Below are 13,900 nucleotides of genomic sequence, written 5' to 3' on the forward strand. Positions count from 1 at the left end.
GTTTTTCGTACCGATGTCAAAATCTGATGAGGAACGTATTTGGGAAGCGCAGAAGCGCAGACGTGTTGAGGATATAAGTGCATATCTCGTTCCAGAAGACGAGCGTGTAGAGGATGCTGTACTGACTGATGACGATATTCAACCGGAATCAAAGTCAGACGAAACAATCAAGAAAATCACGCAAGTTTTCGCGTGAACTAAAAACAAGGGGACGTTCGCGATGATGGAAGCAAGGAGGGCTGAAGAAGAAATTCTGGATGCGCATGAGGTCTTTGTCGGCAAAGATATCTTAGAGCTTTTGAGCAGCTCAATGTATGTTAATCCACTCACGATTTTCCGCGAATATGTACAGAATGCCACCGACGCCATTGATGATGCGGTGGCTGCTGGCTTGTTGGGCTCGGTTTCGGATGGCCGGGTTGAAATTAACGTGGATCATATCGATCGACGTGTTGTTGTTCGGGACAATGGTGTGGGACTCTCCAATGCAGAATTCCCCGCGCGCATGCTGTCTTTTGGTGCAAGTGCAAAGCGTGGAACTGACGCGCGGGGGTTTCGTGGTGTCGGACGGTTGTCGGCGCTTGGTTATGTCCAGAAGCTTGTTTTTCGCGCTCGTTCAAATGGGGATGCAAAGGTTCTAGAAGCAGTATGGGATGGTAGAGTCGTCAAAAAACTACTCGGCTCAATGGATGCCGAAAGTGACTTACACTCAATCGTAAGGGAGGCGGTAACGCTGAAGCGGCTCGATCCTGGAGATTATCCTGCGCATTTCTTCGAGGTGGAGCTTGTCAAACCAAGGCGGATTGCCAATGATCGATTGCTTAATGAAGTTGAGATCGCAAACTTCGTTGGCCAAGTTTGCCCCTGCCCTTTCTCACCGGAATTTTCCTACGGAACTGAGATTGTCAGCTTGCTCAAAGCCCATGGCCGCGCTGGCCGCTTCTACAATGTTCACATTAATGAAGCGGAAGAACCTGTCTATCGCCCGTATCGCAATGAAGTGGTTTACTCGGACACAAAAAAAGCGGCCCTGCAATCCTTGAAGTCCTTTGAGGTCGAAAGCATTGATGGGGAGACGGCAGCTATCGGTTGGCTGATTCATCATGATTATCAGGGCGCTATTCCGGTGGCACAGGGTGTGCGAGGACTAAGGGCACGGGTCGGAAACATTCAGATTGGACATGATCGCCTGTTTCATGAGGTATTCCCTGAAGACCGCTTTTGTTCGTGGACTATTGGTGAAGTGCATGTTCTGGATAGCCGCGTGGTGCCGAATGGACGCCGTGATGAATTTGAGAGCAATGCGCATCTGGACAACATCATTGCCCATTTACGGCCCATCGGTGCAGAAGTTGCACGCGAATGTCGAGTGTCCTCACAAAAGCGGAATCGCTTGAAAACGTTCGAGCTCGCGGCGGATAAGATATACGAAAAATTGGATGTGTTGAAACAGGGCGCAGTGTCGGCTCGATACGCCAAGACCATTAAGGAAGAGATAGGTGCGTTGCTTGCAGGAATGCATAAGGTGACCGAATTCGACCTTTTCGAGGATGAAGACCGACGAAAGCTAAGAAGCCAGTTCCGAAAAATCGAAAAGGCTGTGGACGCCTGTACGACAAAGGCTTCTGGAGATGTTTTCGAGAGCCTGCCCGAACGCAAACAGGCAGCCTACAAAGAGGTTTTCGATTTGATTTACGATTGTTCGACAAATCAAGTGGCGGCAAAGAGCTTGATCGATCGGATGTTGGATCGACTATCGCGTTCCTAAGTAAACTGTCCCATTGACGCTGACGTTAGACAGTTGGTTGCACCCAAGGATTGATGGCACGATTCATTCGATGGAATGGCGAAGGCTATTGAGTCTTAGATAGTCACAAGCTAACTAAATTTGACTGGGGTAGCATGCATAGGATGCCCATAGGATAGCATTGACCAATATGTAAATAATTTCGAGTCTTTTGCATAGGTTAGTGTGATTGTGGTTTATTTAAAATCTTGCGTTGCTGTGAAAAGTGAGAAAAGAATTTCGATATGATAACAAACGAACTGAAACAAGGCGACATACTCGCGAGAAATTTTCATACACCCAGTGCGGAATACTACTTCACTCTGACACCTGATTGCGACATATACAATAATAAATTTAGAAACATAATAACAGTGCTACCTATTGTGAGGATAGCTGACTATATTGAGAAGGTTCTTTTTGAAGGGGAAATAGAAAAGTGTATTGCCCAATTCGAAGAACAGTTCACATCGCTTTCCGATCATTCGATTGACCGATATTTCTTTTATGAACACATATTACCCGATGACCCAGATAGCGCATTTAATAGGTTTGTTGGAAGAAACGCCCCAGAGGAGTTTAAAATTTCAAGAAGATTTAAGGTTGGGAAAGAAACAAGTACTCAAGTATATTTGGACCTGTGTAAGCATCGAAAGGCAAACGTGGGTAAACGCATCAAAAGCTGCCTCAAGGGTCTTCAGCAAGATTTCTTCTTCCTTAATACGATACCTCAATCATCCGAATTCGGGTTTCTAGTTGATTTGCGGAGGCCTTTGTCAATTTCTGCAGAGTGCATAATGCTCAGAAGCACTGGAGGTTTTCCTGAAGACCCGAGCAACACGTATCACCAACTAGGAAGCCTTCCCGATTCGGTGCGGTTTGCCCTGGGACAGTCTTTTGCGTCCCTATTTTCCAGAATCGGAATGCCTACAAGTTTCGAAAAAGAGCGGGACCAGATTATTCAGCTATTCGAGGAGAATTTCTCATGAATGCCAATATGAAGGTTTCCGCAATAGTCATCGATGAGAGTGCATTAAACCAAATTTCGTTTGCAGATGTTGGGGATCACATTCTATCTGGTAAAGAGTTCTCCCTTAACGCACTTGAGCTGAAATCACTACTATTGGATGATGTTCTTTACGTTTTAAACCAAGATGCTCGCGAGCAATCTAAATTGGTAGTTATAGATGTTGTTGAGTGCAACTTACTTGACTTTGATGGCGACCACTACGAGCTTTTGGATAGGATAATTACACTGTCCCTGAGTCGGATTTCTCCCCACGTAAGTGTATCGCCTAAATGGGGTCCTTATTCGGACGGATCACGAAAGGGATCTATTTTTGCGAATACAGCCGCGCGAGGATACGCGCATCGAATATATTATGAGGAAAAATTTGACGGAAGTGAGCACATTTTTGTGTTTTCTCTTGAGGAGGGCAAGCGGCAATTCTCTAAAGTCAAACCTAATATTACGCTTTTTCGACGTGCTGTGGGCAAACAGATTGATGCGCTTTTAGAGTATGAAGAGCGTCAACAATCAGTCGCGAGCGAAGGTGAAAACCTAGTTCATATTGACCCTTTAGGCACTGATCTCGCCCATGGTTGGACTTTGGATGAATGGCTGAATACTCATCTAACCCAACAGCAGCGTGCTTTTGTCGAAAAGGACTACTCTCAATCTGTGAGGTTGCGAGGGGCAGCGGGTACAGGAAAGACACTAGCACTGGTTGTCAAGTTTCTAAGTGATCTCAGAAAATTTGAATCTCTGCGAGAAAATAAACGTCTGTGCTTCGTAACGCATAGTCAGGTAACAAAAGACCTTGTTCTTAGCATCATAGGGCAACTCGACCCGCATCGTAGAATCATAGAAGGCCAATTTGCGCAGGGGCGCATTAGAACGATATTTGAAATTTGCAACGATCTCATGAATCGCCGCGAGCATTCGGTAAGCCCGGTCGACATCGATGCCTATGAAGGTCGGAAGATGCAAAGGGAAATCATTGACAGTATCATCGTTGAGAGTCGAGGAACTCTTGCTAAACAATTTGGTGACCAATGCTCACCAGACTTTCTCAAAAGGCTACTAACCGAGAGTGATGAAAGTGTTGCCAGACTCGTTGATGAAATATTTTCTGAGTTTGCTAGTATTTTTGATGCCGAAGGAATTCGCCCTGGTAGTGAGAAGGGTCGGAGATACCTAGAGAGGCCACGAGCGGAGTGGCTGTTGGAACCTAGAGAGCAAGGTGATCGAAATATTTTATTAGATATCTACCGTCGGTATCGGGACAATTTGCATCAAATGGGTGTTATTAGCGTCGATCAGTTAGTCGCAGATGCAGTCGGTTTTTTGAGTTCAAACACTTGGGACAGCCTTGTGTCGCAGGCAGGTTTTGATGCTCTTTTCGTTGACGAAGCGCATTTGTTTTCCACTCTTGAGCGACAAACTTTGCGGCCCATCTTGAGATCAACTGATGATGGAACGACTGCGCAACCGATGTTTGTCGCCTACGATTTTAAACAAGTAACTCGCGACGGGTTGGAGGCCTTGATCCCAAGTTTTCAGTCTACAGCCGCTTGGATGGGAAGCGCCAATCGGGATAGTGACCGAGTAACACTCGATAGAGTATTCCGCTTTACACCGCAGATCGCTTCTATGATCTCAGATTTGGCTATGACCTATGTCGATACGGATATATTGGATGAGGTCGACAAGTCTACCGGTGAAAGCGAGGGAGAAACAGGACAAGTGCCATCAATTGAAGTTTTTGGTACTAATCTGGCTCTTTATCAAAGTGTATTTGCGAAAGCAAAGGAGCGAACAAAAAAAACAAAAGCCGGTCGCAAAATATGTGTAATTTGTATGGACGACGGAATGTTCGAGATCTATCGCGACGCGGGTGCGTTTAGGGGAGATTTCATTTCGGTAGAAGGCAGGGAAGATATTACCAAACTTAGATACGCAGGGCGGAAGTTTGTTTTGTCGACACCGGAATACGTCTCCGGTCTTCAGTTTGATTTTGTGTTTGTTCTTCACTCGGATGCGGGTTTGTTGGACAATGAGGAAATTGGACCGCGTAGAAAGCGTCTGAATGTCCGTCGCCTCTACCTTGCGGCAACCCGAGCGAGTGGGGAACTTCATTTTGCATGTTCAAATGAATTTGGCGGGAAATCGCGAATTTTTGATCATGCACTTTCGTCAGGTTCGTTAACTCTGCTCCCGAGCAAAGATCGCTAGCTGAACCGATGCCAAGATAATACCCATGCTAGAGGGAGGCCTATACTTGCGCAGGCAAATGATTAGCCCTCCTCTTTGATCGGTTGGACACCCGCTATGACCGCTGTCCCTAGGACTTCCCTTCGGCGCACCTGTAATCTACTGGCTATGAATTCTGTTCTTAAACCAAACACTTCAATTCCGTTCGACAACAGTGGTTGCGCCCTCCCGCAACCAGCGTCAGAAAACCACAAACACTGCCCGTTCAGACTACAATTGATCCCCCGGATCAATTGCTTAACCTCTTAACTTCGTCAGCATCAGAACCTGAACCGCAGAGGATCATATCCTCTCACCGATACCAAATATAACATACAATATCAGATTGTTACGAACCGCCTCAGGGCGGTGTTTCTATTTGCGCCAATACCGCCGGAAATACTCTGGAAGCAATAGGAATTAGAGAACTGCTGCTGCCCCCAACAGTATTTTGCGTCACCCCGGATTAAGGTCTTCAAGCTCCGGCATCAGGACAACGCTTTCCTGTTCGTTCGGGTCCGTGCGTGCGATAACTGCAACTGCGGGTTCGTTCCCATCGTTGAACGGCAGGTGCGGAGTGTTTGCCGGTATATAGATCAGGTCTCCTGCTTGCGTTTCCATGACATGTTCCAGCCTGTCGCCCCAATACATCTTCGCAGACCCGGAAAGCACATAAATCGCGGTTTCATGTGTCTCATGTTTATGCGCCTTGGCGCGCCCTCCGGGCGGGACCGTAAGCAGATGCATGCAGATAGCTTGGCTTCCTACTGTCTGTCTGGCGATGCCTTCGAAGTAATCGAACCCCTGTTTCCCGGAATAGGTTTCGCCGGGGCGCAGTTTCACACAATCCGCCATCTAGGTATTCCTTCCTAAGATTTGAGCGAGAGAATGATACGCCAGCTTCGCTAGGAAACGTAGGGAAATCAGAAGCGGGTTTTGGGCGGAGATTCTAACGAGCCTTATGAACGAACCGCATACCGGGTGATACGGCCTGAGATACATAAGGACGAAGAAAGCCACGTCTGCGGACGTTACTCATAGCAAATTGTGCAGGTAGCCATGACAGGTCCGCACCTCGAACACCTCCTTCAAAACCTTCCCTGTTGGGTGGTCACATGGCGTGTTGCCAGTGAAGAACCTTGGAAAGATTGCATTATCTCGGTTCAGAAAAAGGGTCCGGAGGGGTGTTCAATCGCAGATGCCGTATGAATGCCCGTGCAATCCTTGGAACCGGTTTTTGATCCGAAACCACAAAATGGCCTCGATACCGCATTGGAGATTCAAATCGGACAAATGTTAGGTCGGGAGATCGGTAATGGTAGACGGGAAAGGGATTAATAACAGACAGCCCCAGTCCTTCGCGCGCCATGTCGGCTGCGGCAAATGAGGTTGAAACTTCGGCAACGATCCTCGGTTTGGCGCGCACCTGATGAAGCAACCGGTCCAGCTGCCCGCGCCGCCCGTGTCGATACGTCAGTGCGATCAACTCTTGCTCATGCAAGTCTGAAGGCGTCAGAACGGAGCGTTCAGACAGAGGATGTTCGGGGCGCATGACGCAAACGGCTGGTGACTCGCGAAATGGTATAAGTTTGATGCCAGCGCGGCTTTGTTCAATCCCGGTCACGGCAAGATCAAATCGGTTCTCAAGCACGCCAAGCGTGACCATATCCGACGTTGTCACCTCAAGGTTCACGAAAAAACCGGGATTCCCGCGAATGAAACTGGCGATGAGGGAAACGATGTATCGATGAGCATAGCTGGGCGGTGCAACGAGGCGCAGCGTTTCCTGCACAGTTTCGCCCGGACCATCGATCCTGTCCAATGCCTCGAACAAAGGATCCAATCGCATATTCAGCCTTACGGCTTCTTGCGTCGGTCGCAATCTGCCTGCATCCCGTTCGAACAATGTTCTGCCCAGTCGATCCTCTAAGCTGCTGACCGAGCGACTGACCGCGGACTGAGACAAGCCGAGCTGTCGTGCGGCAGCGGCTGTTGTTCCAGACTGCATGAGCGCACGGAGCGCTTGGTATTCCGGCAAAGAATGCCAGTTGCGAGGTTTCTTCATTGCTGGGCGCCCGCATGATTCCGACTAGCTCTATGAGTAAAACTCATCAAGTTTTTTTACAATCATGACGATTACGTCTGTTAGCGTGTGTCGAGATGACACTAACCTGGGTAAAGCGAGTTTGAGGACCCTCCCTCTTATCATTGATGGGCACAATGATGTTCTGTCAAAACTGGCCTCGTCAGGTGGTCTGCCCGAAGCGGGCCGCTTCCTGACCGGGCTCGAAGGCGCGATCGACTCTGTAAAATCCACGGCCGGTGGATTTGGCGGAGGCTTCTTTGCCGTCTGGGTGCCTTCGCCTATCGATGCCGATGCAAAAATGGAAGAAATGGTCCGGCCCAGCTATGACCTGCCGCTTCCCAATCATATTGATGCCGAAGATGCTCTGCCCGCAGCGCTGGGGCAGATTGCCATACTGCTGGAACTGGAACGTTTGGGGGCGTTGAAAGTGGTTCGATCGGTTTCGGATATCAGGAACTGCTTGGCGCAAGGCCAGATGGCGGCCATTTTTCACATCGAGGGCGCCGAGGCGATTGATGCAGATCTGCATTCGCTTGATGTATTTCATGCGGCGGGGTTGCGATCGCTTGGGCCCGTGTGGAGCCGACCCAACATTTTTGGCCATGGTGTGCCGTTTAGATATCCATCGGGGCCAGATACTGGCCCTGGGTTGACAGACCATGGACTGCGGCTTGTGCAGCGATGCAACGCGCTGGGTATCATGTTGGATTTGTCCCACCTCAATGAAAAAGGTTTCTGGGATGTAGCGCGGTATTCGGATGCGCCTTTGGTCGCAACGCATTCAAATGCCCACGCCATCTGTCCGCACGCGCGAAATCTGACCGATGATCAGCTTCGCACCATCGCGGAAAGCGACGGGATGGTCGGGTTGAACTTTGCCACTGCGTTTCTGCGTGAGGATGGTCGGATGCTGTCCGACGTGCCGTTGATGCAGGTTCTGAAGCACCTTGACCACCTGATCGGGATAATGGGTGAAGACCGGGTCGGGCTTGGGTCCGATTATGACGGGGCGGTCGTGCCGGACGACGTGAAGGACGTCTCGATGCTGCCTCGATTGAGAGATGCCATGGTGACCCATGGATACGGCGAAGAGCTCATCAAGAAGCTCTGCCACGAAAACTGGTTACGTGTCCTTGAGAAAACCTGGGGCTCGTAACTGTTAGTGAAGACTTGATGACACAGAGAGGACAAAATGAACGCATTTAACAGATTGCTTACCGGTGCGGCGCTGGGATTGGCGCTGGCCGTGACCTCGACCTCGGCAATGGCCGAAACGCCGCCGAACATGCTGGTTATCGCGCATCGTATCGACGACATCACGACGCTGGACCCGGCCGAAAGCTTTGAGTTTGCGGGTTCGGATGTCAGCCGGAATGTCTATCAGAAGCTGGTCAACTTCGACCCGCTCAATCTGGACGCTGGTTATCAGCCCGACATCGCTGAAAGCTGGGATGTGTCTGAAGACGGCAAATCGATCACCTTCAATATCAGGGAAGGACTGGCCTTTCACTCCGGAAATCCGGTGACGGCAGAAGATGTTGAATTTTCGCTGCGTCGCGCGATCATTCTGAACAAGACGCCGGCCTTTATCCTGACCCAGTTTGGGTTCACGCCGGAAAATGTCGAACAAACGATTGTCGCGGACGGCAACACTCTGACGATCACGACGGACAAACCCTATGCGACATCCTTCGTTCTGAACTGTCTGACCGCTACCATCGGCGGCATTGTCGATAAGAAGACGGTGATGGAACACGACAAGGATGGCGACTTGGGCAATGAATGGCTCAAGACCAATACTGCTGGATCTGGGGCTTATAGCCTGGTCAGCTGGAAACCCAATGAAAGCGTAACACTGAAGTCGAACCCCGATTTCTATTTGGGTGCTCCGGCCATGGAGCGCGTGGTTGTCCGTCACGTTCAGGAAAGCGCCAGCCAGCGCCTGTTGCTGGAACGTGGTGATATCGATGTCGCGCGCAACCTGAATCCAGAAGATGTTGCCGGCGCTTCATCTGTTGCCGGCGTAAAGATTGCAGACGAGCTTAAGGGCCGCCTGATGTATGTTTCGCTGAGCCAGAAACACCCTGAGCTGAGCAAGCCTCAGGTTCGGCAGGCGTTCAAGTATCTGGTTGACTATGAAGGGATGCGCGACAGCTTCCTGAAGGGGCAATACACGATCCACCAGAATTTCCTGCCCCAAACCTATCTCGGTGCCTCTGACGAGACGCCGTTTAGCTTTGATGTGGAAAAGGCCAAGGCCCTGCTGGATGAAGCAGGTGTAAGCGGGCTTGAGATCGAAGTGGGTGTGCGTGAAGCGCAGGAACGGATCGAAATCGCCCAATCGCTACAGAATGCGCTGAGTCAGGTTGGCATCACGATGAACATTACCGTGGGAACCGCCAAACAAATTTTGGCGCGGTATCGTGCGCGGGAACTGGATGTTTACCTTGGCGCATGGGGGCCGGACTATCCCGACCCGCAGACGAACGCAGGTACCTTTGCCTATAACCCGGATAATTCGGACGAAGCCAATGCCACAGGATTGCTGGCATGGCGGAATTCTTGGGATACCGGCGGGCTGACCGAGAAAACGGATGCGGCTGTTGTCGAAAACGACACCGCGAAACGGGCTGACATGTACAAGGAAATCCAGGCCGAGTTCCGCGAGACTTCGCCGTTTGTCATCATGTTCCAGCAGATTGAGCAATCGGCCCTGCGTGAAAACGTGACGAATTTCTCAACCGGTCAGGCGATCACTTCGGCGTCGTATTGGCAGGTGACCAAGTAAATGGCACTGGCCGAAAGACCAACTGAGGGGCGCCGCTCGGCGCCTCTTATCCATTGGATCAAGAGTATCCTGAAAACTCTTGGCACCATCGCAATTACAATGCTGGGTCTGCTTTTTGTGACCTTCATCATCGGTCGCGTGATGCCGATCGACCCGGTGCTGGCGATCGTAGGCGAACGCGCATCGCAATCTACTTATGATGCGGTCTATCAACAGCTTGGCCTTGATAAACCGCTGTTGGTTCAGTTTGGATATTATCTTTGGGATGTTCTGCACGGCGATTTTGGCGATTCACTTCTGAATGCGCGCCCGGTTTCCGAGGATATTGCCCGCGTCTTCCCTGCCACGCTGGAGTTGGCGACCTTGGGCGTTCTGATCGGCATCTTTCTCGGTGTTCCGCTTGGTGTGATCGCCGCAGTCAAGCGCGGATCATGGATCGATCAGATCGCCCGTGTGGTCGCGCTTGTCGGGTATTCTATGCCAATCTTCTGGCTGGGGCTCATGGGGCTTTTGGTCTTTTATGGGATACTTGGCTGGGTCGGTGGCCCGGGCCGCCTGGATATCTTCTATGAAGACCTTGTTCCCACGCGAACAGGGCTGATCTTGCTAGACAGTGCCTTGGCTCAGGATTGGGATGTCTTCCGCAATGCGTTGTCCCATATCATCCTGCCCGCAGCTTTGCTGGGGTACTATTCGCTTGCCTATATCAGCCGGATGACCCGATCCTTCATGCTGGAGCAGTTGTCGGCCGAGTATGTCATCACCGCTCGCGTTAAAGGGCTGTCTGAAAGACAAGTTATCTGGCGCCACGCCTTCAAGAATATCCGGGTGCAACTGATCACAGTGATCGCACTAAGCTATGCCAACTTGTTGGAAGGATCAGTTCTGACCGAGATCATCTTTAGCTGGCCGGGGATCGGCAGCTATATCACGACGGCCTTGCTGAGCGCCGACATGAATGCCGTTCTTGGAGGAACCGTTGTGGTCGGGCTGATTTTTATCTGCCTGAACATATTCTCGGACCTTCTTTACCGTTTCTTTGATCCGAGGTCGAAATGAGCGACATGACCTTGCGCCAGTGGCTGCTGACCGACGAGCCGACTTCGCGCCGCCATGCCAGATTGGCCAGCTTCTACAAAGGCTGGCTGACTTTGCGATCAAACTCGATGGCGATGGTCGGGTTGGCGATCCTTGTCATCCTTGTTCTGACAGCGCTCTTTGCGCCTTTTCTCGCGCCGCACGATCCCTTTGTTCAGAGCCTGTCCAGCCGACTTCTCCCCATCGGGGCTGAAGGGCACCTGTTGGGAACCGACAGCTTGGGGCGGGATATTCTGTCACGCCTGATCTTTGGGGCGCGAATTACACTGTACATCGTAGCTCTTGTGGCGCTCATCGCACCGATTGCGGGGCTTCTGGTCGGGACTGTTGCGGGATATGTGGGGGGATGGACGGATGTGATCCTTATGCGCATCACGGATATTTTCCTCGCTTTTCCACGACTTGTTCTGGCGCTGGCGTTTGTCGCAGCGCTTGGGGCAGGGATTGAAAACGCGGTTCTGGCAATCTCACTCACGGCGTGGCCTCCCTATGCGCGTATGGCGCGTGCAGAAACCCTGACCATCCGGTCAACCGACTATATCAACGCGATCCGCCTTCAGGGTGCCGGGCCGCTGCGCATCATCACCCGGCATATCTGGCCACTTTGCATCTCATCTTTGATCGTGCGGGTCACGCTGGATATGGCCGGGATCATTTTGGCTGCAGCCGGTCTTGGTTTTCTGGGGTTGGGGGCACAACCTCCAAGCCCGGAATGGGGTGCCATGATATCCGAGGGTCGAAGGTTCATCCTTGATCACTGGTGGGTGGCCACGGTGCCGGGGCTCGCAATTTTCACGGTTTCGCTGGCTTTCAACCTGTTGGGTGACGGGCTGCGGGACGCGCTTGATCCAAAGGACGGTGGGCAATGAACTTACTCGACATCGAAGATCTGTGGGTTCGTTTCCCAACCCGTCAGGGCGTGTTTGACGCCGTGCGGGGCGTGTCGTTTTCGCTGGGGCGCGAGCGTCTGGGGATCGTCGGCGAAAGCGGCTCGGGCAAGTCGATGACGGGACGGGCCATTCTGCGCCTGATCCGAAATCCGGGTATCGTGGAGGCCAAACACATCAATTTGGAAGGCCGAGACCTGATGAAGCTCAGCGAGCGCGAGATGCGTGAGGTGCGAGGGAAGCAGATCTCCATGGTGATGCAGGACCCCAAGTTTTCTCTGAACCCGGTGGTCACCGTTGGCGAGCAACTCATGGAGGCATACCAGCAGCACAATTCCGGCTCGAAGGCCCATGCTAAGAAGATGGCTATCGAGATGTTGGATAACGTCTCAATCCGTGATCCTGAGCGGGTGATGCGAACGTACCCGCATGAGGTGTCTGGGGGTATGGGGCAGCGCATTATGATTGCGATGATGTTGATTCCCAATCCCAAGATACTGATTGCCGATGAACCAACTTCGGCGCTTGATGTCAGCGTTCAGCGGCAGGTGCTGAACATCATGGATGGATTGGTCAAGGAGCGGGGGATGGGTCTGATATTCATCAGCCACGACCTGAATCTGGTGTCTGAATTCTGCGACCGTGTCCTCATCATGTATTCAGGTCGGATCGTCGAGGTTTGCGAGGCTGACAAGCTGCATCAGGCCCAACATCCCTATACCCAGGGCTTGCTGAACTCGCTGCCGCGCCTTGATGAAAAATGCACTCACCTGAGTGTCCTCACACGCGATCCCTCTTGGTCCGAAGCCCCGAGCGTGAGGGGTTGAGATGAAGGCACTGGAAATCAACCACCTGAATGTCTGGTTTGGTCATGCACACGACCGGGTCGATGCGGTGAAGGACGCAAACCTTGAAGTCGCGCAGGGCGAGAGTTTTGGCCTTGTGGGCGAAAGCGGGTCCGGCAAGTCGACAATTCTGAGGGCAATAACCGGACTTGCACCGCAATGGTCGGGCACAATCCGAGTAGAAGGCCAGGCGATATCCGGGTCCCGGCGGGATCGGTCATTCTTTCGAACCGTCCAGATGGTGTTTCAAGACCCCTACGCGTCTTTGCATCCGCGGCATACTGTTGATCAGGTCCTCAGTGAAACTATTCATCTGCATGGGTTTGGGGACATCGATAAACGCGTGAGCGATTTGCTCAATGACGTCGGACTTGGGCAAAAATTCCGGTTCCGGTATCCACACCAGCTTTCCGGTGGCCAACGACAACGCGTGGCAATCGCAAGGGCCTTGGCAGGTGAGCCGGATATCTTGCTTTTGGACGAACCCACGTCAGCTTTGGATGTCAGCGTTCAGGCCGAGGTGCTCAACCTTTTGACTGACCTGCGCAAACAGCGCGGACTGACCTATCTGATGGTATCTCATGATCTTCCGGTTATCGCACATATGTGCGAGCAATTGGCAGTTATGAGAAATGGCGAAATTGTTGAGGTCATGTCCTCGGAAACTTTGCGTTTGGGGAACCCAAGCCACGAGTATTCCAAGCAATTGTTGACCGCGTCTGTTGCTCCGAACCAATAACGAATGTTCATTCAATGTGGGGTTTGTCCTTCACACGATTTATTCGGGGGTCCGACAATGGCGTCCTATAGTATTTCTGGTGTGAATTTATCCTTATTTCGATAGGGACCGCGACAACACTACAGTGATCGAGATATTGGAAACGGCTACAAATTGTGTAACCGTGAAGCATGCAGGTAATGCAATATAAATTTTAGCAACGAGGTCACTGATGAAAAGCAAGGTGCAAAACTTGGCGATTGCGGTTGCGTTACTGATCGCGCCACCTGTTTCAGCCCAGCAATCTGATTGGTCTTTTTCGGGCACAGCTTATCTGTTCATGGCCGAAACGGATATTTCTCTTGCAACACCAAGTGGAACAATCGACGGCACGTTGAGTTTTTCAGACGCTCTCGAAAACCTGGATTTTGCGTTTATG

The 13,900-nt window shown here is 51.3% G+C and carries 11 protein-coding genes and 2 pseudogenes; 11 read left to right on the plus strand and 2 right to left on the minus strand.

Annotation, left to right across the window (positions count from 1 at the left end):
- From AC2FND_RS17175 to AC2FND_RS17190, 4 genes and pseudogenes are all read left to right on the plus strand, one after another.
- Positions 1–196: pseudogene (locus AC2FND_RS17175) on the plus strand (radical SAM protein); the annotation flags it as partial.
- A gap of 24 nt (positions 197–220) precedes the next feature.
- On the plus strand, positions 221–1,768 hold the full coding sequence (locus AC2FND_RS17180; RefSeq protein ID WP_496771055.1) for an ATP-binding protein: 1,548 nt from the start codon (positions 221–223) through the stop codon (positions 1,766–1,768).
- Positions 1,769–2,031: 263 nt separating this feature from the next.
- The gene (locus tag AC2FND_RS17185) at positions 2,032–2,775 is read left to right on the plus strand and encodes a hypothetical protein (RefSeq protein ID WP_496771056.1); all 744 of its coding nucleotides are present in this window, start codon (positions 2,032–2,034) and stop codon (positions 2,773–2,775) included.
- On the plus strand, positions 2,772–5,021 hold the full coding sequence (locus AC2FND_RS17190; protein WP_496771057.1) for a UvrD-helicase domain-containing protein: 2,250 nt from the start codon (positions 2,772–2,774) through the stop codon (positions 5,019–5,021). Before AC2FND_RS17185 ends, AC2FND_RS17190 begins: the two co-directional genes overlap by 4 nt.
- Before the next feature lie 474 nt (positions 5,022–5,495).
- Here the strand turns inward: AC2FND_RS17190 and AC2FND_RS17195 are convergent, their stop codons facing one another.
- Entirely contained in the window at positions 5,496–5,894 is a 399-nt protein-coding gene (locus AC2FND_RS17195) for a cupin domain-containing protein (RefSeq protein WP_496771058.1), read from the minus strand.
- Between the two features lie 298 nt (positions 5,895–6,192).
- A complete protein-coding gene (locus AC2FND_RS17200; protein ID WP_209506690.1) occupies positions 6,193–7,104 on the minus strand; it encodes a LysR family transcriptional regulator in 912 nt (303 codons plus the stop codon).
- Between the two features lie 121 nt (positions 7,105–7,225).
- Here AC2FND_RS17200 and AC2FND_RS17205 point away from each other — a divergent pair, with 121 nt between their 5' ends.
- The 7 genes and pseudogenes from AC2FND_RS17205 to AC2FND_RS17235 form a co-directional block, all read left to right on the plus strand.
- Positions 7,226–8,281, plus strand: coding sequence for a dipeptidase (locus AC2FND_RS17205; protein WP_496771059.1), 1,056 nt, complete (start codon positions 7,226–7,228; stop codon positions 8,279–8,281).
- Positions 8,282–8,317: 36 nt separating this feature from the next.
- Complete coding sequence (locus tag AC2FND_RS17210) at positions 8,318–9,913, plus strand: ABC transporter substrate-binding protein (RefSeq protein WP_496771060.1); 1,596 nt, start codon at positions 8,318–8,320, stop codon at positions 9,911–9,913.
- Positions 9,914–10,972, plus strand: a complete 1,059-nt coding sequence (locus tag AC2FND_RS17215) for an ABC transporter permease (RefSeq protein ID WP_209506687.1) — start codon at positions 9,914–9,916, stop codon at positions 10,970–10,972.
- Positions 10,969–11,880 (plus strand): ABC transporter permease, encoded by a 912-nt coding sequence (locus tag AC2FND_RS17220; protein WP_209598735.1) that lies wholly within the window; start codon positions 10,969–10,971, stop codon positions 11,878–11,880. The genes AC2FND_RS17215 and AC2FND_RS17220 overlap by 4 nt, the downstream gene beginning before the upstream one ends.
- Entirely contained in the window at positions 11,877–12,725 is an 849-nt protein-coding gene (locus AC2FND_RS17225) for an ABC transporter ATP-binding protein (RefSeq protein ID WP_496771061.1), read from the plus strand. The genes AC2FND_RS17220 and AC2FND_RS17225 overlap by 4 nt, the downstream gene beginning before the upstream one ends.
- A gap of 1 nt (position 12,726) precedes the next feature.
- The gene (locus tag AC2FND_RS17230) at positions 12,727–13,482 is read left to right on the plus strand and encodes an ABC transporter ATP-binding protein (protein ID WP_496771062.1); all 756 of its coding nucleotides are present in this window, start codon (positions 12,727–12,729) and stop codon (positions 13,480–13,482) included.
- Positions 13,483–13,693: 211 nt separating this feature from the next.
- Positions 13,694–13,900, plus strand: a pseudogene (locus tag AC2FND_RS17235) (porin family protein); the annotation flags it as partial.

This window comes from Ruegeria sp. BHSB056, assembly GCF_059613305.1.

Excerpts from the sequence above, each read along its gene's own strand:
- AC2FND_RS17180 (WP_496771055.1), top strand. The coding sequence starts at position 221 with ATGATGGAAGCAAGGAGGGCTGAAGAAGAAATTCTGGATGCGCATGAG.
- AC2FND_RS17185 (WP_496771056.1), top strand. The coding sequence starts at position 2,032 with ATGATAACAAACGAACTGAAACAAGGCGACATACTCGCGAGAAATTTT.
- AC2FND_RS17190 (WP_496771057.1), top strand. The coding sequence starts at position 2,772 with ATGAATGCCAATATGAAGGTTTCCGCAATAGTCATCGATGAGAGTGCA.
- AC2FND_RS17195 (WP_496771058.1), bottom strand. The coding sequence starts at position 5,894 with ATGGCGGATTGTGTGAAACTGCGCCCCGGCGAAACCTATTCCGGGAAA.
- AC2FND_RS17200 (WP_209506690.1), bottom strand. The coding sequence starts at position 7,104 with ATGAAGAAACCTCGCAACTGGCATTCTTTGCCGGAATACCAAGCGCTC.
- AC2FND_RS17210 (WP_496771060.1), top strand. The coding sequence starts at position 8,318 with ATGAACGCATTTAACAGATTGCTTACCGGTGCGGCGCTGGGATTGGCG.
- AC2FND_RS17215 (WP_209506687.1), top strand. The coding sequence starts at position 9,914 with ATGGCACTGGCCGAAAGACCAACTGAGGGGCGCCGCTCGGCGCCTCTT.
- AC2FND_RS17220 (WP_209598735.1), top strand. The coding sequence starts at position 10,969 with ATGAGCGACATGACCTTGCGCCAGTGGCTGCTGACCGACGAGCCGACT.
- AC2FND_RS17225 (WP_496771061.1), top strand. The coding sequence starts at position 11,877 with ATGAACTTACTCGACATCGAAGATCTGTGGGTTCGTTTCCCAACCCGT.
- AC2FND_RS17230 (WP_496771062.1), top strand. The coding sequence starts at position 12,727 with ATGAAGGCACTGGAAATCAACCACCTGAATGTCTGGTTTGGTCATGCA.